This window comes from Stieleria magnilauensis (assembly GCA_007753675.1).
GTDB classification, from domain to species: Bacteria; Planctomycetota; Planctomycetia; order Pirellulales; family Pirellulaceae; genus Stieleria; species Stieleria magnilauensis.
In genome coordinates this window covers 9,836,605-9,859,830 of the sequence record CP036432.1, presented here as the reverse complement: position 1 = coordinate 9,859,830, position 23,226 = coordinate 9,836,605, and the positions used below count along the sequence as shown (strand labels likewise).

At 59.7% G+C, this 23,226-nt stretch carries 13 protein-coding genes; 5 read left to right on the top strand and 8 right to left on the bottom strand.

Features of this window, described 5'->3' with window-relative positions; all coding sequences use genetic code 11:
* Window positions 1-526: 526 nt before the first annotated feature.
* Together TBK1r_RS35250 and TBK1r_RS35245 are read right to left on the bottom strand one after the other, a co-directional pair.
* Window positions 527-6,778 (bottom strand): hypothetical protein, encoded by a 6,252-nt coding sequence (locus tag TBK1r_RS35250; RefSeq protein ID WP_145220604.1) that lies wholly within the window; start codon window positions 6,776-6,778, stop codon window positions 527-529.
* A gap of 577 nt (window positions 6,779-7,355) precedes the next feature.
* Window positions 7,356-7,808: a ferritin-like domain-containing protein gene (locus tag TBK1r_RS35245; protein WP_145220602.1), complete on the bottom strand. Its 453-nt coding sequence runs from the start codon at window positions 7,806-7,808 to the stop codon at window positions 7,356-7,358.
* Window positions 7,809-8,031: 223 nt separating this feature from the next.
* On the opposite strand from TBK1r_RS35245, the gene cutA reads away from it, so the two are divergent.
* A complete protein-coding gene (gene cutA, locus TBK1r_RS35240; protein WP_145220599.1) occupies window positions 8,032-8,358 on the top strand; it encodes a divalent-cation tolerance protein CutA in 327 nt (108 codons plus the stop codon).
* A gap of 156 nt (window positions 8,359-8,514) precedes the next feature.
* On the opposite strand, the gene TBK1r_RS35235 is transcribed toward cutA, so the two are convergent.
* Together TBK1r_RS35235 and rtcR are read right to left on the bottom strand one after the other, a co-directional pair.
* Window positions 8,515-11,631 (bottom strand): LPS-assembly protein LptD, encoded by a 3,117-nt coding sequence (locus TBK1r_RS35235; protein WP_145220597.1) that lies wholly within the window; start codon window positions 11,629-11,631, stop codon window positions 8,515-8,517.
* Between the two features lie 397 nt (window positions 11,632-12,028).
* A complete protein-coding gene (rtcR, locus tag TBK1r_RS35230; RefSeq protein ID WP_145220595.1) occupies window positions 12,029-13,651 on the bottom strand; it encodes an RNA repair transcriptional activator RtcR in 1,623 nt (540 codons plus the stop codon).
* Window positions 13,652-13,838: 187 nt separating this feature from the next.
* Here rtcR and TBK1r_RS35225 point away from each other — a divergent pair, with 187 nt between their 5' ends.
* Together TBK1r_RS35225 and rtcA are read left to right on the top strand one after the other, a co-directional pair.
* On the top strand, window positions 13,839-15,344 hold the full coding sequence (locus TBK1r_RS35225) for an RtcB family protein (protein WP_473772475.1): 1,506 nt from the start codon (window positions 13,839-13,841) through the stop codon (window positions 15,342-15,344).
* A gap of 136 nt (window positions 15,345-15,480) precedes the next feature.
* Complete coding sequence (rtcA, locus tag TBK1r_RS35220) at window positions 15,481-16,539, top strand: RNA 3'-terminal phosphate cyclase (protein WP_145220593.1); 1,059 nt, start codon at window positions 15,481-15,483, stop codon at window positions 16,537-16,539.
* Window positions 16,540-16,599: 60 nt separating this feature from the next.
* Here rtcA and TBK1r_RS35215 read toward each other — a convergent pair whose 3' ends face one another.
* Window positions 16,600-18,162: a sulfatase family protein gene (locus TBK1r_RS35215; RefSeq protein WP_145220591.1), complete on the bottom strand. Its 1,563-nt coding sequence runs from the start codon at window positions 18,160-18,162 to the stop codon at window positions 16,600-16,602.
* Window positions 18,163-18,668: 506 nt separating this feature from the next.
* The gene (locus TBK1r_RS35210) at window positions 18,669-19,667 is read right to left on the bottom strand and encodes an Acg family FMN-binding oxidoreductase (RefSeq protein ID WP_145220589.1); all 999 of its coding nucleotides are present in this window, start codon (window positions 19,665-19,667) and stop codon (window positions 18,669-18,671) included.
* A 482-nt stretch (window positions 19,668-20,149) separates the two neighbouring features.
* Between TBK1r_RS35210 and TBK1r_RS35205 the strand changes: the two genes are divergently transcribed.
* Window positions 20,150-20,602: a DUF4112 domain-containing protein gene (locus tag TBK1r_RS35205; protein WP_145220587.1), complete on the top strand. Its 453-nt coding sequence runs from the start codon at window positions 20,150-20,152 to the stop codon at window positions 20,600-20,602.
* Between the two features lie 173 nt (window positions 20,603-20,775).
* Here TBK1r_RS35205 and TBK1r_RS35200 read toward each other — a convergent pair whose 3' ends face one another.
* Together TBK1r_RS35200 and TBK1r_RS35195 are read right to left on the bottom strand one after the other, a co-directional pair.
* Window positions 20,776-21,246 (bottom strand): PA2169 family four-helix-bundle protein, encoded by a 471-nt coding sequence (locus TBK1r_RS35200; protein ID WP_145220585.1) that lies wholly within the window; start codon window positions 21,244-21,246, stop codon window positions 20,776-20,778.
* A 230-nt stretch (window positions 21,247-21,476) separates the two neighbouring features.
* On the bottom strand, window positions 21,477-22,361 hold the full coding sequence (locus TBK1r_RS35195; RefSeq protein ID WP_145220583.1) for a glycoside hydrolase family 16 protein: 885 nt from the start codon (window positions 22,359-22,361) through the stop codon (window positions 21,477-21,479).
* A gap of 201 nt (window positions 22,362-22,562) precedes the next feature.
* Between TBK1r_RS35195 and TBK1r_RS35190 the strand changes: the two genes are divergently transcribed.
* Window positions 22,563-23,210: a carbohydrate binding domain-containing protein gene (locus tag TBK1r_RS35190; protein WP_145220581.1), complete on the top strand. Its 648-nt coding sequence runs from the start codon at window positions 22,563-22,565 to the stop codon at window positions 23,208-23,210.
* Window positions 23,211-23,226 lie beyond the last annotated feature (16 nt).

Genomic DNA, 23,226 nt, shown 5'->3' with positions numbered 1-23,226 from the left:
CTTCGCAGCGCGTGAGGAATCGCCTAAAGGCTAAACACCAACGAGTGCTGGTGTGCAGGCTTTCGCCGCTCGTTTCGCTGCTTGGGACGTCGATTGTATTACTGACGAATGACTCGGCGTACCGCGTTGTGGGAACGACTCGCGAGCGGCAACCGCTCCTGCGGCCTGCACGCCAGCGGCGTGCCACATCAAAGCTTGGGGTCGCGACCGCGCACCCCAAGTTCCTGTCGCCTACAGGCCGCCAACCCCAACGGGGTTGAACAGAGCAACACGGTTCGCCTGATTCACGCCGCCGTTTGCGCACCCCGGATTGTGCCGCGCCGTTTGTTGAACCCCGCTGGGGTTCCCCTATCCTCTGCGCCCCCACCCGGAGTGCGCTTCGCGACTCCGGGCTTCGTTGTGGCACCGCTCTGCGGTGTGCACCGCAGAGCGGTGCCTGCCCCAAAAGTCGCTCAGTAATACAATCGACGTCCCTCGCAGCGAGTGGGATGCGCCTGAAGGCTGGACACCAGCGAGCCGCCACCACTTACGGTGCGGCGACGTCGTGCAGGGTGGCGCCTTTGTCGTCGCTGAGCACCAGGATCGCGTACCGCTGGGCGCCTTTGGCATCGGCGGCACTGATGCTGGTGTAGTCAAACCGTCCGCGACCGTCGGTGTAGCCGTCTTTGAAGAATCGGACGCTGCCATCGGGATAGCGAGCGTAGACCTTCACATAGGCACCGGCGACGGGGCGATGCGAGGTGGCATCGGTGGTTTGCAGCTGTCCGAAGCCTTCACTGACATAGGTCGTCAGCTCACCCCCGTAATACAACGACGTGTTTCGCGAGGCCCCGACGTTGGCTTCGACCAACAGCGTTTTGCTTCGTAGATCGGCCGGGATCGGGTAGCGTGCCGTGCCGGTCTTGGATTTCATCGTCACGGTGTCGGCCCGTGTCGGCCGAACCATCGCGATCCGTTGCAGGTCATCGCGTGCGAACGGGGCGTTGCTGAACAGCAGCTCCAAATCGACGCCGTACAAGTTGATGTCGACTTGGTCGGTATTACGGTGGTCGATCCGCACCGTGTCGTCTTCGACGCGGACGATCACTTCGGGGACCGACGCAGACGCTTGGCTGTTGGCCCGGTCTCGGTCGGCGATCGCCAGATCAGCAGCCTTGGGTGAAACTCCGGCATCATCGATCGCTTTCGGGTCACCGACCGAAACGAGTTGCCCGGCGTCCATCAGTTCGAAACGCTGGCGAACGTGCAGTCCCATCTGGGCAAAGCGGTCGTTCCAACGCGGAACGGGATGGGATTCGTAGCGTCCAGCGATTTCCAAGGCCGCTTCATAGTTGCCTTGATGAAGTGCCAGGTAGCCCGCCAAATAATCGTGTTGCAATTGACTGGGGACTTGTTCGCGATTGAGCGTGCCGAAGAACTGCGTCGCTTCTTCGATCCGGTTCTGCAGCAACAGGTAGTACGTCAACGGTAACTTTTCGGTGGCCGCGATTTCGGCTTGGAAACCGAGTCGACGGACGAACTGTTGGTAGTGGTTTAGGAAGGTCGGGTTCAAAATCTCATCGACTTCACCCAAACGATGGATTCGGGCGCGAACCAGCGGCGCGTACTCCAAGTGTTCGTAGGCGGCTTGTTCGATCGAATCGATCGTCAACAGGGTCGACTCCAACGAGGGGCCGACGCGTGCGATCAAGTCGTTGCGAAGCGAAAGAAAGCGACGCATGGAATCCACGTCATCGTGATGAAAACCGTACGCCCAGACCGCGGCCTCGGGCAATCGGGCTTGCTTCATCACATCGACGACGGTTTCGTAGATATCGCGATCACGCATCCGATGCAGCACATGTGTCCAATCGAGTTCATGCAGATTGGCTTGGTCGAGGAACGATTTAATTTCAGCTGCCGAGCCGTCTCGGGCGATCGATTGCCAGGTCACCGTGTCATCGTTCCATTCTTCGGCGACGTTGAACGTCTTTTCTTTGCCACTGGCCAACAGCGTTTCGCCTTGGGAAACGGTCGCGGGATAGTGGACGAATTTGCCGGCGGCGGGGAAGTAAAACTTGTAGTCGATGGCCGAGACGGCAAACGGTGCCAGCTTGATCGTCTTGCTGTCGGTGACTTGGCTGCCGGCCAGCGGGATGCTGCCGGCGGGGATCTGCCAAAACAGCTCCACGATCTTCTCGGTCGCCGTCGGGTTGGAAACCACGACTTGCCCCTGATAGGCTTCGCCGGTGACGAACTGGTCGGGTTCTCGCAATTCTTCGTCGTCGCGGCGATTTTGGTCGACTTGCTGAAACAGTTGCCCGATCAGCACGCCGGGCTCCGCGTCGGCAGGCTTCAGCGTTCGCAGGCGTTTGGTCACCAGGGCGACGGGATGTTCCGGCCGATAGACGGTTTCTGGCTTGGAAGGCAACGAGATTTCACCGGACTTCAGTGGCAACCCGCACATCGCCAAGGCGATCAGCGCGGAGTGTCGATTGTTGGTACATTCGAGCAAGTGTTTCGAGACGTTCGGGACAGAGGCCTCGTCGGTCCACTCGTTGTTGGCAAGCTCGTTCCAGAAGGCGTTGATCGGAATCAGTTCGATCGGTGACGGACCACCGACGACACGGACTCGATCAAAGTGGCTTTCGGCCCATTGTTTGGTGCTGTCGAGTTCTTGGTAGAACGCGCGTTGAGCTTCGAGCCCCAGGCTGCGGCCCCCGAACATCATTGCGGTGCCCGGCACGGCTTTCTGCATGCGGCCGAGCCGACGGGCGACGCTGGCACGTCCCTCCTGTTCAAGTTTCATTTTGGCCTCGCCACCACCCATGCCTCCCGACATGCCCATCGACATGTCCATGTCCATGTAGAGCCCATCGGCCATGTCCATCGATTCGTACATGGCTTCCATTTCGACCATCTCGCCGGAGACCGACATGCGGCTGGATCGCAAGGCGCTTTCGATCAGTTTTCGGCTGGCGCTGTAGTCCTCTTTCAACAGCGCAGTGGTCTCAAACAGATCGCGGCGGATGGAGGCACGCAGCGCCGGGGCGCGGATGGCCAACAGGGCGCGTTCTGCGGCCGAGAGACGTTGGTATTTCCAAAGCGTCGCGTACTCGGACAGATCGTTGCCGAGCAACCAATGGTCAATGAATTGCTTTTCTTTCTTGTTGCTCAAATAAGGTTTGATCACCGCATCGAAGAATTCGCGATCGTGCATCCGCAGAAACAGATGCAATTCGTGGCAGGCAAGCTCAGAGTAGTGCTTGAGTTTTTCGGCGGTGCTCAGGGTGTGCCAACGACCGAGCACTTGGAATTCGTCCAGCCGCGCGTCGTCGATCAGTGTCCGATAAATTGTCATCAAAGAATCGACGTTTCCGTAGACCTGAACCTGGGCAGAACCGAGCTGGGCGAGGTCGAGCGGATCAGCGGCCGAGACGATCGAAACGGCCCGCTCGAAGGACAGGGATTGGTCCAGGGGCAGGGAGTTGGCCAGTCGCAGGTCTTCCGTTTCGGCATCGGTCAATGGCGCCGTCAGCGTTCGTCGCAACACGGTCGCCGGATCGGCCACGATCACCTGAACGATCGGCATGCCATCGATCAAGTCCGCGGGGATGGTGACGCGGCCGTCGGCATCCGCGATCAAGTTAGCCGCCAGCACGCCGGCGTCGGACAAAAAGTCGAAATCAGGGCTGGCAGCCGCACCACCGTCGTGCTCGAACGCGCTGTCGGCTGCCAGGGCCCCGCTCTCCCGCGGCGCCGCAGCTGATGGCGGGGGGACTTCTCCGTCGCGCGCTCTTTGGCTCTCGTTGGACGTCGTTTCGGTTTCCCACGGGTTCAGTAGGATACTCGGTTGGGGCAGCATCACGCCGGGGTATTTGGCGGCGTATTGCCGACGCAACACGTACTCGTATTCGTCACCCAAACGTAGATCGCTGACGTATCCGCAACGCCCCAGTGACAATTGTCGACCGCGCAGCGACGGCATCCCCAGATGGAAAACATCCAGCGGTGAATGGCGATCAAAGTAGCGTGATGCGACGACGTGGACCCGGGCCGAATTCGTGTTGCCGGCCAGCTGCACCGTTACGCTGCCGTCCGGGTTGCGATCGATGTCGCGGATCGAGATCGGGACGGCAACACTCTGCTCGCGGTGCCGGATCTGTCCGACCAGGATCTGATCGATGGCGGGACCTTGGACGACGGCAATTTCAGTTTGATCACCGCTGCGACGGTCGACCAGGCGAAGGTCCCCCGCGGGCAGATCGGAGGCAACCAGAAAACCGTTTTCCAGTCGCAGGTGGTCCGAGTGGTCGACGTGGTTCTGGCCGTCACGCGTCGCCAGCAAGCGAAATTGGTCGACCGTTGCGCCATCGACCAAGGGCAGACGCAAATCGTCGTCCGTCGACAGGTGCAACGCGGAGGGCCAGATTTGTTGATTGAGTTTCAGGTCAAACTGATGCTGGGTCTGATTGGCGATCCCGTAATACAAGCGGCGCACACCAGCCAGTTGTCCCAGGTGCACCCGTCCGCGGTCATCGCTTTGCAGGTATCCGCTGGGACGGACCTGGCCGATGTCGACGGCGAATTCAAGTTGCACCGTCGCACCGGCAATCGCTTCGCCGCTGCGTCCGCGCGTTTCGATCACGTAGTTGTCGCCGTCGCGGGTCAGGAAGGCATCGACGGTGTGGGTGGTGCGGCGGATCCCGGCGATTTCGATGGAGTGGCTGGCGTTTAGTTCTCGATGTCGGCGGTCCGAGAGGCCGACCACGTGACCGGACAAGTAAAAGTCGATCCGGGCGACCCGAGAGGGAACGCGGAAATCGAGCTGCATTTCTTTTGACTGATCCAGTTCCAGCCCGCTGAATTGCTTGCTGGTTTCGATGCCGTCGAGATCCGTGGCGACGATCCGAACCGTCGCTTCTTTCAGGATCGCCGGGTCGACGGGTGTCGTTCCCACTCGCAATTGCGGACGGACCAGCAGGGTCGCGGTACGCCCGGATTGAAGCAGCGTTTGGTCGACAAAGAAACCGGCTTTGAGCGTGTAGTTTTCGTCGGGCTGTCGAATCTTGATCGACTTGGCGATCTTGCCATCGCTGACGATCACCTTACGGTCGACCGCCTGATTGACCATCGGCAAGCTGACACGCCCGCTTTCGTCGGCGGCAAACTCCTGGTTGCCCACATAAATCTTTGCCGTCGGCAACGGGTTGCGATTCTCATCCAAGACCGTGATCTGCATCCCGTTGGCATTGTTCGAGCGAACCGTTTGCAGGTCACCGCGGCGGATCAGCGTGCGGGCGCGAAGCCCTTTACCGACCAAGTCGATGATCCAGACCCCACGGTCGCTCGCCTCGGGGATGGCGATCGTTTCACGATGCCGCTCAATCGCCGGTCGGTCGTATTCGATCGTCTTCTCGTGCGTCGCGATCAGGCCATCGAGTTCGACGTCGGTGTCCAAGCGGCCGTCGTTGGTGCGATGGAACGCCAACGAATTCATCTCGTATATGCGGACGACCAGTTTGTCGATGTTCTTGACATCGACGAGCAATTCGGTGGGTTGCCGATCGTCGTAGCGGATGGGGTTGTTCGGCGCGAAACTGAGTTGGACTTTGTCGCGCAGTTCGCGACGTTCGCTGGCCGACAACATGTCGTAGAACGGTTGCGGGTTGGCAACGCCGGCCATCAATTTCGTCCGTGCAAACACGCGCCGCAGGAAATCAGGCTGCAGGTAACGCTCGAACGCATTGGTATCCTGCGCGTCGCGGAGGAAATGTTCGAGATAGGTTTCCACCAGCATCTGTTCGTTGCCGATCGGCGGCAGGATCGCGATCTGGGAAAAGTCCTCGTTCAAGTTGGCTCGCGATCCGGCGCGGGCGAGCACGGGGCTGATCAGTGGACTTTGACGCGGCAGTTGCAGATAACGCAGAAACAGATCGACGTCCCAGATCCCGGCCGCCAAGTTGGCCTCCAGCAAGCGATAGGTGGCCGACGCCTTGAGTGAGTTGTACGAGGCGGGAAGCGTTCGCACGTAGGCTTCCAAACGCACCAGATAGTCGCGACGTTGATCGGGTTGTTGGCTGATGTCGACATCGGCACTCGGTCGCAGCATCCGCAGTTTTGCGTTGACGAAGGCGTTGTCGTCGGTAACCGCCGCGACGCTGCGGCCGACGTTGTCCAATTCGCCTAGGGTCAGAAACTGGTGAGCCGATAAATCACCGAAACGTTGGTCCCGTGCCGGGCGTGATTTCAATTCTGCGATGACAAGCTGGTCCAGACCCTTCAGGTACGAACCGTCGACCCGCTTCAGAAAATCGTGCAACGAGACTTGGGTCTGGTTCGCATTCCCGTTCAGGTACCAATCCGCGGCGATCTGCATTCCGATCGGGGACAGCGGCACGTTGTCACGCAACGAGTCTTTGACCAGTTGCTGTGAATTGATGAAGTTGCCGCCCAGTTCGCTGGGGTAACGACGGGTGCCTTTTTTGGCCGGCGGCGCGTGGTTGAGTTGAATGCCCAGTCGATTGACAAAGTAATCGATCGTCTGTTTGGGCGATCGATCGTAGGTCAACAGCCGTTGACGATCGGTCATCGAATGCATCAATGCCGTCAACGATCCCTTGCGGCTGGCCGACCAGTCTTTCAACATCGCCTCGGCACGATCCAGCTGGGACGTGTTTTGGTAATGCAAGCAGTGGTAGAAGAAATAGTCGTCACTGCCGGGGATCAACTCCGCCAGAATCGCCTCGCGGTCGTCTGCCAGCGCAAATCGTTCCATCAATCCGATCGGTGCAGCCATAACATTTGTGGGGATTAGTCCGGCCAAGACCAGGCAGGTGGCCACACAGAGGGTGAGCCCTTGCAGGATGGCGGAGCGACGTGGAAGTTGGTTTGGATCTTGCGGCAGCATGACAGATCACCCGGAAGTGATGGAGAGGGACCGATAGCTCGATTCGGAACACCAAGAAGCAGACGAGCGGCGACGGGGACGCCTGACGGTTTAACGTAGCCGCTGAGAACGACGAAGGTCGTGCCGATTTCTTAGGAGAAACGAAGAATTTTCGGCGAAATCGACGCTGTGAGACGCTCGTGTCGCTCGCCAGGATGCCCGCCGGGACTTTTGAATCGGATGGAGGTCACGCTGTGCGTGACAAATGGCTGCAAACCGGGCCTTTCGGGCCTTGTCCCCAGGCTCCCAACGACTGAACGGGGAATGGTGGCTGGGGGCAGAGGTAGGAAGATTTTGGCGGTAGGAAGATTGGCTCAACCGGATGGCTCGCCGATGGTCGATCGCTGGATCGAATCGGCGCTGCCATGCGTTCCCAGACGGAGCCTGGGAACAACACGCAACGCATGCCGTACCGGTCTGCCCGATGCTACGCCGTCTTGCTGTCGACGCTGGCAGCCACACTGGTCTCGCTGTTGCGCAGCAGCTTGGTGAACTCGTCGACTCCTTCTTGTTCCTCTTCCAAGATGTTTTCCAGGAAGATCACCAGCGGGCGATTGCCTTCGGCCAACTCCAACGCTTTGGTGTACATCTCCACCGCCTTGGACTCGAATTCGAGACTGTTCTGCAAGATCTCTTGCAAGTCGCGGGTCTGCTTGATCTCGTTCCGCGTCGCGGCGGGAACACCACCAAGGGCGACGATCTTGTCGCCGACCAGCTTCGCGTGGCCGAATGATTCTTCGGCGTTTTCCATGAAGGTCTTGGCGTAAACTTCACGCCATACGCCTTCGACGATAAAGCTCGCTTGGGAGTACTGTGCGACACCCGTCCATTCGTGTTTCAGGCATTCGTTCAATTGCGCGATGACGGCTTCGTGACTCATTTGTATTTCTCCAGTTGGGGGTGGATGTCCGTTGAATCATTCACCATAGCGCTCGAAGGTGGTTTCCGGCAACTGATATTTAATGCAACGCGTCGCAAAATTTTTAAATCAGCTGGTCGGCACGCGTCTTGTTGAGAATCGTTCGAGACAACTTGCCAGGATGGGAGCGTTTTGTTGAAATTGCGTCTCAAGTAAGGACCCGCCTTTCACGAGCGACGAAACGATGACCGACGCACCCACCGTTCTGGTCTGCTGGACCACCGTTTCCCAACAGGAACAAGCTCGGACGATTGCCCAAGCCTTGCTGGAGCGGCGCGTGGCGGCTTGTGTCCAGATCGATGGCCCGATCGAAAGTCACTATTGCTGGGACGGACGCGTGTGCTGCGAAACGGAGTATCGCTTGGTGATCAAGACGTCAGCCGGGCAACAGACTCGTTTGAAAGACGTGTTGCGGGAGTTGCATCCGTACGAGGTTCCGCAAATCGTGACCGTGCGGAGTGTGGACGTGGATCGTGACTACGCGCGGTGGGTGGACGAGCAGACGGGGTGAGAGAGGGGCGGGGTGAGGGAGGGGAAGGGGCGGGCAAGCTGGCGCTTGTGGGGGTCGCAAGCTGGAAGCTTACGCCACCTGGGGTCGCAAGCTGGAAGCTTACGCCACCTGGGGTCGCAAGCTGGAAACTTACGCCACTTGGCGGCTTAGGCCACTTTATTCGAGGCCTTCGATGCCTGGGGGTGGGATCAGGCCGCCGCCGATGTTGCCCAGGTTGCGGGCAAAGAACCGCGGCTCGATCAGGAATCCGACTCCGACGTTGTCTCGCCCGGTGTCGACGTTCAGGTTCACCCGCAACAACAGGGACTCGCCGATGCGTGTCAAACCATACGACTGTCCGACCGATCCGGTGTTGCCGAAGTCATAGGTCATGCCGCCGGAGAAGATCCATTTTTCGTTCATGCGGTAGTCGTACGTCGTGCGAAGCACGGTGCTGCTGATCGGGCCTTCGAGTGAAAGCAGTCCGATGTACGTGTCGCTGACACCGGGCCGACTGGTCCGCAACCCCGCGCTGATCGAACGCAAGCCGCCGTCGAAGAAGTCGATGTAGCCGTCGCTTAAGATCGAATAGCGGTCCCCGAGGTGATAGCGAAAATCGTAGGTCGTCGGTCCCACCGTTTCACCGAAATTATCGCGATCGGATTTCGGGAACAGGATGGTGTCAAAGTCCAATTGGATGATGTCGACGATCCGTTCGCGGCCCGGCAGGCCACGCTTGGTCTGGAATCGCTGATGCAGCCCCAGTCGCAATTGCTGCAGATCATCGGCGATCACGTCACTGGGGCTGCTCACCCCGCGCTGGATCCCCTGACGCAACGCATACGTTCTCGGGTCGAACTCGCTGGGCAATGTGCCGCCGAAGGTGGTGCCGATAAACCGTCTGCGAAATTGTTCCTGCGCGTTGTCGTCGAGTCGATCGTAGAGCGGCAATTCGTCCAGGTCCGTGTCACTGTCGGCGTACCAGTATTCCGCCGTCCAGTCCAGCTTGTGGGCCAGCCCGCGCATGTTCAGCAAACTGCTTTGGATCGTCGGGTCGATGCGGACCATCGGCAGGTTCAACTGCAGTCCGGCCTGACCGAGCAGCCGCGTCAGCGATTGGCCGTCGGCGGCCTCGCCGTAATGGGCAGCTTCCAACGAAGCGACGGGCCGGAAATTAAAGGGGCCTACCGGCAGCCCGATTGAAAGCTCCTGGCGTGTCGATGCGATCACTCCGCCGCTGGCAACCTCGCCCGGCAACGGGAAATGGTTCGCCGCCTGGACCGGGTCGTCCGGGGCATCGGCGACGTTCAGTTTGGAGTACGACGCATGGTTGTGCATCTGCCACGTCAATCGTTCTTGCAAAAACGAGCCGCCGAACAGGTAATGGTTCAGCGCCGGCAACCGCTCCGTTTCCTGAAAGAAATCATTGACCTGAGCGTTCGCCGCCAGATCAAAGAGCTGGTTGTGGTGGTATTTGCGAAGCCGGAGCCCGGTGACGTGGTCGGGGTCGTTGTCCCATTCGTTTTCCAAATACTGTTCCAGAAAATTACGATCGCTCAGCCAGCCAGTTTGGGCGATGAACTCGTAATCGTTGGCCAGTTGTTGTCGGTGACGCAGCAACGCCCGGCCGCGGTTTTTGGTTTCCGGTTCCAAGGAAAGCCGATCGAGTCCCAGCCGATCGCGCCCGCTGTCACGGATGCCCCACACGTCCAGCACGCCGCGCGTGCGGCCTGGAATGCTGAACAGTCCCGGCAGGTTGTATTCCAAGTGCGTGCCGAACGCCGGCCCGCGATCGCTCAAGTAGTCGGTGGAGATTTCCCAGTCGACGCCCTTGGACACGTTGTCGATGCCGAACAATTGAAAGACGTCCCAGTCGAGCATCACCTGGGTGCCGAAGTTGCTGTCGTTGTTGATCTTGATGTCTGTCACATAAAAGACGGGGCGCTCTAAACTGGTGGAAAACTGTGGCCAGTAAAAGATCGGGATCCCGCCCAAAAACACAAAGCTGTTGTTGCTGCGAACAAACGGATCTTTGTCGGCGACCAGCAATCCGGTGCGCGGATCGATCAGCGTCCGTGTCCGTTCAAAGAATTCCAGTTGTTCGCTCTGCAGCCAGTACCGTGGCACACCCATCCGGCTGCTGGTCACGGCGGCATCAAACGCGCGATAGTTGCCGCGGGCGACTTGCTGCAGCACTTCGGCTTTTAATCGCACCACGCCCTGGTATTCCGGAACCGTGGTGATCGCTTCGGCGTCCAGCACCATCCCGGTTTCGCGGGTGACGTTGTAGAACATCGAATCAGCGTAGATCACATTGTCGCCTTGACGGAACACAATGTCGCCTTCGAGATACAGTTCGCCTTCGGCGGCCGACAGGTCCGTCGAGCCGTCGAACACGTTTGACAAGTTCGGCAGCCAGCCGACGACGCGGTCGGCGGAGATGGTGACGGTGCCAAAATTCATGAAGCGGCCGTCGTCGAACTGGGCCGAGACGTCGCGGACACGGATCGTCACGCCGCCGCGCGCGAGAATGATTTGTTCGTTCGTTTCTGGACGCAGGACGCTATCAATGATCGGTGGGTGCGAGGCGCCGCGGGCATCGATCTCGACGCTCTTGCTGCCTCCGCCGAAAAAGAACTGCGTCCCGCCGGTGGTCGCGCCGTCTTCAAACACGATCGGCGGCGGCGAGTCGACGGCCAGCGGAAGTCCGCCCGACGGCGGCAGCGGTTGCAGCGGCGCGAGCGTGTTGGTCGGCGGAGCCAGGGTGGGGGCCAGCGACGGAGACGGGATCGTCGAGGTTCCACCGGTCACGCCGGGATCTGGAACCGGTTGGGTGAATTGAACCTGGCCGACCGGTGACTCCGCTCGCTGCGGCGTGGCTCCCACCGCCTCGATGGAATCAAGCGGCAGGAATTCCAGCAGGAACGGACGCTGTGCAGGCTTGCCGCGATAGTTGGGGGCCTGGACCGAAGGGTCGCGGGGCGTGGTCCAGGTCGCCGTTCGTGGCGTCGGATCGACGCTGCCGTCGGGACGCACACGGCCTTCGATCACCAGCCGATTGCGAACGCGGCCGCGTGGACCATCGCTGACGATCAAGATGCGATCGGCCTGGATCTCTTGTCCGTTGTGACGCAAGACGCAGTCGCCTTCCAAGAGCGATGCCTCGGCGCCATCGATCTGCCAGCGGTAAATCGTGTGGCCGCTGGCGCGGATCGATTCAGACTCCGGGGGAGCGGCGACCGAGTCGATCGTAGCCCAGCATGCCCAGAGCAGGGTGATCGCGGAGCAAAGCAAGCCAATCCGGCGGTGCCGCAGGGGCGCAGGCCGAGGGCCGTGCCGCTCGGTCGGTTTCCGGGCGGTCGGTCGGTGCGAATCGGCAGTGGCTTCCGTGCCGGCCAAATTGCGTGTCGGGATCGGGTGCAACGAGGGGTTTTGCCACCGGCGCGTACGTTCACCGGTGGTCGATGCCGCGATCCTACGAAGTCCCAGCGATTCGTCACAAGCACAACCTGCCAATTCAGCCACCCAGTGGGGTAAGCTTCTAGCTTGCGAACAGTGGGGTAAGCTTCTAGCTTGCCTTTGCTCGCGATCTTCGCGAGCGTCAACTCCACTGCTCGCAAGCTGGAAGCTTACTCCACGGGCAAGCTGGCGCTTGTGGGGGTCGCAAGCTGGAAGCTTACGCCACTTGGTGCTAGCAATTGGATTGGATGTGTTCCCAGCGGAGATCGAATTTGCTGAGGTACTTGCGTAGCCGATCGGCGTCGTTGGGGCGTAGCTTGGCGAGCCTGGAGACTTGAAACAGCTCTCGGCCGGCGGCCGACAGCGATTTCGATCGTCGGCAAACCCGAATCACTTCGGCCAGTTGGACGCGGTCGAAGTGGTCGATGTCATCGATTTGCTCGGGTCGCAGCAGGCTCGCCAGCACGGTTTGGTGATCGTTGTCGCCGGGCTCGGTGCGGCCGGCACGCCAGTTGTCGCGCAGTCGGGCGATTTCTTCATCGACCTGTTCAATGCCGATTCGCCCGCCGATTGCGAGGGTCGCCATTCGCGTGACGGCGGCATTCAAATCGCGGAAATTGCCTCGCCAGGTGGTCGCCGGATCGGCGGCGAAAGCCAGGAACCGCGCTCGCGACTCCTTGTTCATCGAAACCTTGCGGCCGGCCGACTCGGCGAACCGCGCCAGTTCAAAATCCAGGTTGGGGTCGATGTCGTCGCGGCGCTCGGCAAGTCCCGGCAGATGGAACGTCCAGAGATTGATTCGTGCTAGCAAATCCTCCCGGAACCTGCCGGCGGCGACATCGGCCGTGAGGTCGCGATTGGTGCCGGCGATCAGTTGAAAGTCGCTGGACGTCGAATCATCTGATCCGACGGGCATGAACTGTTTTTCTTCGATCGCCCGCAGCAGCATCGCCTGCTCGTCCAAGCCAAGTTCGCCGATCTCGTCCAGGAACAAGACGCCGCCGTCGGCCGCCTTCAGCAGGCCCGGGCGATCGGTCGCGGCGCCGGTGAAGGCACCTTTTTTGTGGCCGAACAGCGTCGACATGGCCTGGTCACCTCGAATCGTCGCGCAATTGACTTCGACCAGCTCGCCCGCCACCAGATCGCGATTTCGTTTCAGTTGAAAGATGCGCTTGGCGAGTTGCGTCTTTCCGGCGCCCGTGGGGCCGGTCAGCAGGATCGGCGCCGTGGTTGCGGTCGTGACGTGTTCGATTCTCTCGATCAGGGCGTTGAAACGCTCGTCGCGGGTTTCGATGCCGGCTTTCAAGAAGGATTGGCTTTCGCGGTGTTCCTGTTGAAAACGCTTGGCCAGTTGATCATAGCGCGACAGATCCAGATCGATGATTCGGTGCATCCCGGCTGGATCGCCGGGACCGTTGCGGCGGCCCGACGGAGACGTTTGCAGCAACGCCCCGGGAAGGTGCCGCGATTCGGTCAGTAGGAACAGACAGATTTGTGAGACGTGGCTGCCGGTGGTGATATGGATCAGGTAATCCTCTCGCTCGGTATCGAAGGGATAGTCGCGGGCGAACGAATAAAGCGTCGCGTAGACGTCTTCGAAATCCCAGGGATCATTCATCACCAGTGAATGGAGCTGAACAGTCGTCTCGGGCGAAACCGATTCAATGTCGGCGGCGACCCGGCTCGCCAGCGACGTGTTGTGCCGGTCAAACAGCAGGTCGAGCCGATCGACCAGTAGATCGGGCTGTTGGCAGGCGGCAACGGTCGGCCGCCACTGCTGCCAGCGGTCTTTCCGCTTGGAGACGTGGTCCAGCTTGGTTCCCAGCAATCCGATGACGACGAGTTTCTTGTTCATAGACAAAATTATAGAACACGCGATAGAAAGATCGTTATTCAGCCAGCGGTCGTGCGTGGTTAGATTTTAGGATTTCACGTAAAGCGTTTAGTGGGAATGACTTGCGTGTTTTCTGCAGGTTTCGGCACGGCATTCGCTTTTCGTTTTTGGCAGCCACGAAACGAATTCACCCACGCAAGGAATCATCATGACGACCATGTCCCACCCCCGATCGACCGTGCCCATGATCGCAACCGGCGAAGCGACCGCGATCCTGCCGACCGAAACGACGTCGCCGATCCGGGTGATCGGAACCGCATCGATCCGCGAGACCTTTGACGAGTTGTGCATTCAGCAAGCGATCAATTCCCGCACCGCGCCGGGAGTGACGGACCTGGTCCTCAATCCCGATGCACACTGCGGTTATGGTGCCCCGGTCGGCTGCGTGATGGTTTCGCCGTCGCACATTTATCCCGGACCCGTCGGCGTCGACATCAAGTGCTCGATGAGTTTGCTGCAGTTGGATGTTCCGGCCGAGGCAATCGAAGATCGAACGGTCCGTCGAGCGCTGATCGCGGCGATCTGCAAGCGGACGCCTACCGGTGCCGGAAAGGGGCAGCGCAGTGTTTCCAATGGACGACGCGTGAATCGATCGCTGGGCATGAAGGCGGTGATCGAAGGCGCCAGCGAAGCCGTTTGTGAGCAACTGGGCATCCCAATCCGATGGGCCGACCGCTGCGAAGATTCGTTTCACGTCGGCCACGATGACACGCAAGAGGCGTTGGCGTCGCGATTGGATTGGTTGCTGACCCAGCGGCACATGACGAACTTTGCCGAAAAGATGACTCAGCTCGGTTCTTATGGTGGCGGAAACCATTTCGGGGAATGCGAAGTCGTTGAAGTCGGTGCGGACGATCGGTCGAAGCAAGTTGCCGAAACCTTCGGGCTGCGGGACGGAAAGGTTGCATTCCTGTCGCATTGCGGGTCTCGGGGATTCGGTCACAACCTGGCTTCGGGTCAGTTCAAGACGCTGCAAGAGAAGTTCAGTCGCTGGAGCATTCCGTTGCCTGCCGGTGACCGACAGTTGGTTTACGCTCCGCTGGGAAGCGACGAAGCTGACGGCTACTTGGACGACATGGCGCTCGGAGCGAACTTCGCCACCGTGAACCATTTGTTGATCAATGCCCTCGTACTGGAAGCGTTCCAGGAAGTGATTCCGGGAACGACCGGTGACCTGGTGTACTTCATCAGCCACAACATCGCGCGAAAGGAGATCATCGACAACGTTCCATCGTGGGTTCACCGCAAGGGAGCCACACGGGCGTTTCCCGGTGGGCATCATGCGTTGGCGGGAACTCCGTTTGCCGAGTCGGGGCATCCGATCTTGCTGCCGGGAAATCCCCGCGACGGATCGGCGGTGATGGTGGCTGACGAGGGAGCCGAGAAGTCGTGTTACAGCGTCAACCACGGAGCCGGACGGATCTTGGGACGTAAGCAAGCCAAGCGAACGCTGGATCAATCGACGATCGATTCGGAGTTGGAGGATCACGATATCCTGAGCAACTGCCGCTTCTATCCCAAGGATGAAGCGCCGGCGGCGTACAAGGATTTCAACGAAGTGCTTAGCAGCGTCAAGCAAGCGGGCTTGGCCAGCGAGGTCGCGCGATTGAAGGCTCGCTTTGTGATCAAGGACGCTAGTAAGGCGGATGACTGACAAAGAACGGTCATGACGCGCCACTGGCTGACGCCACGTGCTGGTAGTGCCAGCGGGACGCGTTAGCGAGCGGCGCGTGATGAACCACCGAACATGACACGTTGCTGGTTGACGTCACGTCCCCGAAATAGAAAACATGACTCCATCACCTACCCAATCTCGCATCACCATCGACGGCGCCCAAGGCGAGGGCGGCGGCCAGATCATCCGTTCGTCGCTGGCGCTGTCGGCCGTCACCGGGACGCCGATCCGATTGGAAAACATCCGCGCCGGCCGCAAACAGCCGGGGCTGCTGCGCCAACACCTGACCGCGGTCCGCGCCGCGGCCGAAGTCAGCGGCGCGGCGGTCAGCGGTGACCAACTCCGGTCCTCCGTCTTGGAATTCACGCCCGGAACCCTCCGTGGCGGTGACTTTCGGTTCGCAGTCGGTACGGCCGGCAGCACGTCGTTGGTCGCGCAAACCCTCTTGCCGGCGCTCGCCTCCGCCGGCGAGCCGTCCACCGTCACATTGACCGGGGGAACCCACAATCCGTGGGCTCCGCCGACCGATTTTCTGCAACGTTGTTTCCTGCCACAGTTAGCCAAAGCGGGACCACGTGTCGACGTCTCGCTCACTCGGCATGGCTTCTACCCGGCCGGCGGCGGCGAGATTCGACTCCAGGTCCAACCGCAGGCGTCATGGTCCGGTTTCGAATTACTCGATTGCGAACCGACCTTTACGTCCAAGGTGACTGCGATCGTCAGCAAGTTGCCGCGTGGTATCGCCGAGCGTCAGTGTGACACGATCCGTCGCAAGTCGAATTGGGAAAACGCCCGCTACGAAGTCATGGAAGTCGACGAGCCGATCGGACCGGGCAATGTCGTGATGATCGAAATCGAGAGAGCATCCGTGACGGAATTGTTCATCGCGCACGGCAAGGTGGGTGTCAAGGCGGAGCGGGTCGCCCGTTCGTTGCTCAAGCAGGTTCGCGCGCATCTCGGCAGACGTGTTCCGGTCGGCGAATACCTGGCCGATCAGTTGATGATGCCGATGGGACTGGCCGCGGCGCAAGGTCACACCAGCGCCTTCCGCAGCGGACCGCTTTCGATGCACAGCCAAACGCACCTCGCCGTCCTGAAAGTCTTCCTGCCGATCGAAATCGATGTGCAGGAAGACAACGACGTGATCGTCCGGTTTCGACCCCAAGTGGCGTAAGCTTCCAGCTTGCAAAAGTGGCGTGCGCTTCCAGCTTGCGTCACCCACGAGCCGACCCCGCTATCGCTTCGACTTGGGTAGCGGTTTGACCATCACGATCTCGGCGTCATTGCTCAGCTTTTTGCCGGGTGTGGTGCGGCCGTCGTCGATCGCCTTGCGCAGCATCGCCTTCATCTTTTTCACCCGATCGGGATGTTCGGCGATCAGGTTGTTTTCTTCGCCGGGGTCACTGGCCAGGTCGTAGAGTTGCATCGGCGGCATGTCGGACATGTCATGGCGGCCCGGTCGCGGGCTGCTCCAACCGCCCGAGCCGGGGCACAGGCAAAGTTTCCAATCGCCGTCGCGGATGGCGAACTGGCCGCCGATGGATTGTGAGATGATCGATTGTCGCGGCGGTTGCTGGGCCTGGCCGAGCAGGGTGGGCAGGAACGACACGCTGTCTTCGGCGCCGTCGGAGGGAATCGTCGCGCCGGTGATGTCCGCCGCGGTGGCCAGGAAATCGATCTGTCCGATCAGGTGTTCGGTGCGCGACCCCGGTTCGACTTTGCCGGGCCAGCGGACGACGAACGGAACGCGATGGCCGCCTTCATAGATGTCGGCTTTGTGTCCGCGATAGATGTAATTCTGGTCGTGTCCGGCCGCTTCGAGCTCGTTGATTTTTGCCGCCGGCGAACACCCGTTGTCGGTCGTGAAGACGATCAGGGTTTCGTCGGCGATGTTGTTTCTGTCGAGCGCCTCGAGGACTTGTCCGACCGTGGCGTCGACTTGCATCGTGAAGTCGCCATAGACGTTGATGCCGCTCTTGCCGCGCCACTGGTCGGTTGGCACGATCGGCGTGTGCGGTGCGTTGAGCGGAAGGTAGATGAAGAACGGTTGTTCCGAGTCCGCGTTCTCGTCAATGAAGCGAACCGTTTCTTCGGTGAACGTCGGCAGCACGTCGACGGCTTCGAAGTTGGCACCGGCGGGGCCTTTGCGGTTGAACGCTTTTTCGACGGTCGCCTTTTCGGTCGGGACGCGATTGCGGACAAAGACATACGGGGGCATGTCGAGTGAGGCGCTGATGCCGTAGAAATAATCAAAGCCGAGGTCGTTGGGGCCGTTTTTGATTTCGCCTTCGTAGTCGACGTCCCAGCCCTTGGCGTAGGGTTTGGAAAAGTCGCCACCGTCATCGGCCGTACCGTCACCCTTGAGCGGCCAGTCCCAGCCGAGGTGCCATTTCCCGATGCCGGCTGTCTTGTAGCCTTGGCTTTTCAGCATCGACGCGATCGTCAATCGGCCCGGCGAAATCAGCGGCGGCGAAAACCCGCCCAGGACGCCTTTTTGCAAATGGGTTCGCCAGTGATACCGGCCCGTCAGGACGCTGTATCGCGTCGGCGTGCAGACCGACGACGAGGTGTGGGCGTCACCAAAGATCATGCCTTCGGCGGCAATCCGATCGATGTTCGGCGTCGGGATCTTGGACTCCGGATTGAGCGCACCGACGTCACCGAAACCCTGGTCATCGGCAAGAATGAAGATGATGTTGGGGCGGTCGCTCGAGGCGGCTCGGAGTGATCTGGCATTGGGAAACGCGGTCAATGACGCGACCACTGCCAGTACCAGTGTTGCGATCCTGGATCGCATGGGACTCGGCGTTGACCGGCGATAGCTGGTTGACATCGGGGCAAGAGACAGAGGCATGTTGAATACGCTTGAGTGAACGGGTCGGGCGATGAGCATTGGGCAGGTGGATCGGTCCGGTGAGGCACCCTCGGAGTCGGTAGTGTCTTTCGTCGGGATCGCAAAGTCAAATCCCGGCTGGTTGGCTGGCCCGGCAATTGGCCCCCAAATCCTGCCGCTCGGGCATCGGGTAACACGGGATTCAGAAAGCGTTGGTGTACGCCTTTCGGCCGATACCACGGAGTGAAGACAAGCTGAGGTGCCCGGGCGCTGGCGCGAACCGGCTGATATCAAACGAATATCAGCCGTTTGGCGCGAGCCTACGGGCCCAAACGCGAGGAAACGACGGTTCACTTAGCGGTCTTGGGCTGAAGCCGCGGCACCAACACGTCGGCCCGTGCCAAGTGGCCAACAACGCGTTGGCTCGATCGACAAATCGTCCAGGAGGGTGAAGCGTGCGGTGTTGCCGGTCAGATGATCACCTCATCAACATTCCGCCTCGGTGTCGGTTTGACTTCCCTGCCGTGACCCAGGCGAAGCAGGATCTGAGGGTAGCCGTTGGCGCCGATCAATTTGGACAGCTTGGTGCGCAACCTGGGGATCTCGATCGGTTGATTCAGGTACGAAGCGTCGACCGACCAGGCCGCACCCCGCAGTAAGATCTTGGCAAGTGCCTGGCCGCACGCAATCCAATCCGCCGGCGTGTCTCCGTTGGTCCCGATGACGGCCAACAGCGGTGATCCTTCGGCGAGTTGTCGGTCTTTGGCGGCTTGGCCGTCGCCCCAGTCGAACGTGCGGACGGCCAGCCATCCGAAGTGTGACGCGAAATCACCGATGCCTTGCGAATAGCCAGGGATGCCGTCGCGTCGCGAGCTGGTGTTGGAATGGATCCATTTGGCAAGCTCGTGTCGAAAACGCTTGTCGCTCGCCTGCTCGCGATCACCCTCGCTGATCAAATCGGCAAGTGCGTGCTTTTCCCGATCGGAGTGAATCAAGTGGATCCATGCACCTTCGCTCTTCGCGTCATTGATCCATTCGGTTTGCAACTGTGGATCGACGTCTTGCTTGGTAAAGGGGAACCGGTTGGTGCGTCGATCGGGGATCGCTTCGAAGAGTTGCTGTTCGTCATCACTTGGCGCATAGGGTCCGGCGACCATCACACGAGCGATGACGTTTTCTTCATTGCCGGGCGGAAGGATTCGTACCATGGTGGCGAGGGAATCGCAGTGGATCGCCAGCTTCAAGTGGAATAACGCTGCTCCGCAACTGATCGTCAGCTCGCGATTGCAAGGATCGACCACGGGGCACGCCCGACTTACATCAGCCAACAACTCCACTTGGCCCGGCTTCAAACGGAACAGCCATGGCTGGGTGTTGTGGCCCGAGGGGGCCATGACCGCATGACCCACCATCTTGAGTAGGCGGTCGGAAAGCGTCAGAGAGGGTTTGGGGGGCGCAATCGTTGTCATCGGGTCGTTGCCTGAATGAGAAGAATGAAATCGCCGAACAGACGATCGCCGAACAGACGTCGGCGCAGACTTTCCTACTTCATGGCGAACGAACCGATCCTCACATGTTGCGCGTCATCGAGTGTTTGATCGATCACCGCCACTGGTCCTGTGATCGAATCACTTCCAACCACTTCAGTGTAGCGTCCGCGGGCCGAGTAGGGGAATTTTTCGGGACATCGTGAACCGATTCCCGGGTTTGCTGCCGACGACTGTGTCGCTTTGGCACAACAAGTGCGGTGGACGTTTCAACAGCACTCACATCCTTCACGTGGGTCGCACTTACCCCTTAATGGAAGATCGTTATGTATATCGGTGGTGGTATCCTCGGCACTGTCTTAGTCGTTCTCTTGATCGTTTACTTGGCGAGGCGGGTTTAAATTCTGTCCGGTGGACCGTCACCCAACCGATCACCCTCTCCCGTTGCCTCAACGAGACTCGCAATGTCTGCCCAGGACTTGTCTGGCCTACGACCGCTCGACGCAGAGGATCTGCAGCCTTCGACGAACAAACCGCAGGTCCAGAACGCATCTGCGAATGACCTGGTCACACTTCGTCGCGTGCAGCGGATCGCGAAACTGATGGACTCCTCGATGTCGATTCCGGGGACATCGATCCGATTCGGCCTGGACAGCGCACTGGGGCTGATTCCCGGTGTCGGAGACATCGGCACCGCAGCGGTAAGCGGTTGGATCCTTCTGCAGGCACGTCGCTCTGGCATGCCCAAACGACGTCTTGCACGGATGGCGGCGAACATCGTCATCGACCTGACCGTCGGCGCCGTCCCGATCGCGGGTGACGTCTTCGACGTCTTTTGGAAATCTAATTTGCGGAACGCCCGTCTGCTAGAAGACCACTTGTTGAAGAGGGTTGGATCGACCAGCGTTGAGCGATAAGCGGTCAACGTGCGGCGGGAACAGTCAGGCGGGAACGCTCGATTTCGGAATGGATGCACATTTATCAATTCGGGGTGCAAACTTCCAGCCTACGATCGACTGATACCGCAAGCTGGAAGTATTCGCCATTGCGGACGTTTTGCACGTCCGAGCGGGAATGATGCGAGCAAGATTTACTTGTTCTTGTACGCGTCTCGAAGGTCGCGGACTCGATCATGACCCGCCTTGACCTTCTTGTATTGTGCGGTGAGGACATCATTCATCGCGCTCCCAGCGGTTTCCTTCAGCACTTCCTCGTAGGCTTCTTTGATGTGGTCTTCGCCACGTTCAGCCTCGATCAGAATTACATGGGGGTCGCCGCCGTTAAGCTTGCCGCGGATATTGATCCAGATGCGATGGGTCTTTGCGGCGACGCTACCGTCGTCCTCCGCTTCTTCGCCGTTGAACTCAACGAGTCGTTGCAGTTCGCTGGCCATCGCCGAACGCTCATCGCCGAGTTGCTTGAACAACGTCTTCAGCTTTGGATCGTTCAGCTCTTCGGCCGATTCGTGAAAGCCGTTGTAGGAGTCGATGTTGGCTCGGATCAGTTTCTGGAGCTTATTGATCGTCGATTGGTTCAAATCGGTTTTGGTTTCAAGTGCCATCGTTTGTGTTCCCGAAAGAAAATGGTTCGTTAAAGAGGGCACGACGTCGCCGTGCGTTTCAATCGATCCATGACGCAAAGACCGTGCCGTAGCAGTGGCCATGTCCATAAACGTCGAGTCGGAGCATCTTTCGGGTGTCTGCTCCGCGCGAAGATCGACCGGGCTGATGTCGAAACGACCAGGGACGGGCGAGGCTTCAAGAAGAATACCCACCGATGGCCGCGCGTCGCCTACTTGTTTTGAACGAGCTTGGTTTCGGGATGACCGTACAGCCGGATCCAATCGACGTACATTCTGGCCGGTAACGTCGCCGTGATTTTTTCTGGCGTGTCGAGTCCCGTGTAGGAGTGAGTCCAACTGCCGACGGCGACGTTCAGGATCGGATAAAACGGCTGGTGGTACTCTTTCATCTCCGATGCGGTGATGTCCCAGGACCCAAACTCTTTGCCGTCCAAGAAAAACTTCATGTGCGTCGGTGTCCATGAGATCTTGTAGAGGTGGTAGTCCAGATGCAGGTCCACCGGCGCGTCGAACCACTCGACCAGACTCGTTTTTTGCTCGCCGACGCCGGCGAAGTGCAACGCGCAATTGATTTGTCGGTTTTGTAGTCCTTTGGCGATCCCGTCTTTGCCGCCGATTTCCAGGATGTCGGCTTCGCCGCACTTGGGCCAAACCGTACCAGGGAAATTGTTGCCGAGCATCCAGAACGCGGGCCAGATTCCGTCGGACGTGTCGGGCACCTTGATCCGCGCCTCCAGGTCTCCGTACTGGAATGCGAATCGGCCGCGGGTGTGAATCCGTGCCGAGGTAAACGCATTGCCTCCGTACGCTTCCCGTCGGGCTTCGATCACCAGGTTGCCGTCGCGGAGGTAAGCATTCTCAGGCCGATCGGTGTTGAACTCGAGTTGTCCATTGCCGAACCCATGCCCACCGACGTCGTAGCTCCAGACGTTCCGATCGAGCGATTCCCCGTCGAACTCTTGCGACCAGATGACGTTGGTGGATGCCGGATTCTGGCACCACGCCGGCGTCAGCCAGGCGATCAGTGCGGCTCCGATCAGCCAACGGAGAACAGAGGTGTTCCGATCTGACGCTCGGCAATTAATTGGATTCATGATGGACCTGTGATGAGTGGAGAGTCGGTCACGCTGTGCGTGACGAACGGCATGGGTGCGGCCAAGATTATAGTCGATTGGGCCTGCGGTTCTTGAAGCGGATTTAGGTTGAAAAAACCATCAGGCGGCATGAGTTTCAAGTATGATAAGTCGGTTGGCCCCTGACTCGCACCCACTACGTTGACTCGTGAGGTTGCACCTATGAGACGTTTCTCGGGTTTGGCTTATGCTTCCTTGATCGCCCTGATCATGGCGTCGTCGGCGGCGCATGCCGCGGTGATCACCAATGGTTCCTTTGAATCACCGGATATCCCGGGTGGCTCTTTCTTTGCGTCCTTTAATCCGGGCGAACCCATTGGTTCCGGATGGGTTGTCGACGCGGCTTCGGCCTCCGCTATCTTGGTGCTGCCAGAGGCGGCGGGAGTTCATCCCACGGTGCTCGATGGTGACCAGTACGCGGTGATCGGATTGGCACCGGACTTTGCAACGATCCGCCAGGACGTCGCACTCGATGCGGCCAGCTACCGGCTGTCCTTTCAGTTGGCCGCCGGCGAGACCGTCTCCGATGCCGCCCTGACGGTCGATATCCTGCAAAGCGGTTCCTCGGTCCTTGGCGGGCCAACTGGCTTCAACGTCCCAACGGGAAGTGGGTTTACAGAGCAGTCACTCGACTTCACCGCCTCCACCGCAGACAGCTACCGACTCGTTGTGACAGCGACCGGCGGCGCGACGGCCATTGACGCCTTTCAAATCACGGCCATTCCCGAACCGGGCACCGCCGTCCTGCTCAGTCTGTTCGCCGTCCCGATCTTACTGCGACGCAGACGGTGTCGGTCACGCTGTGCGTGACGATTGGCATGCACAG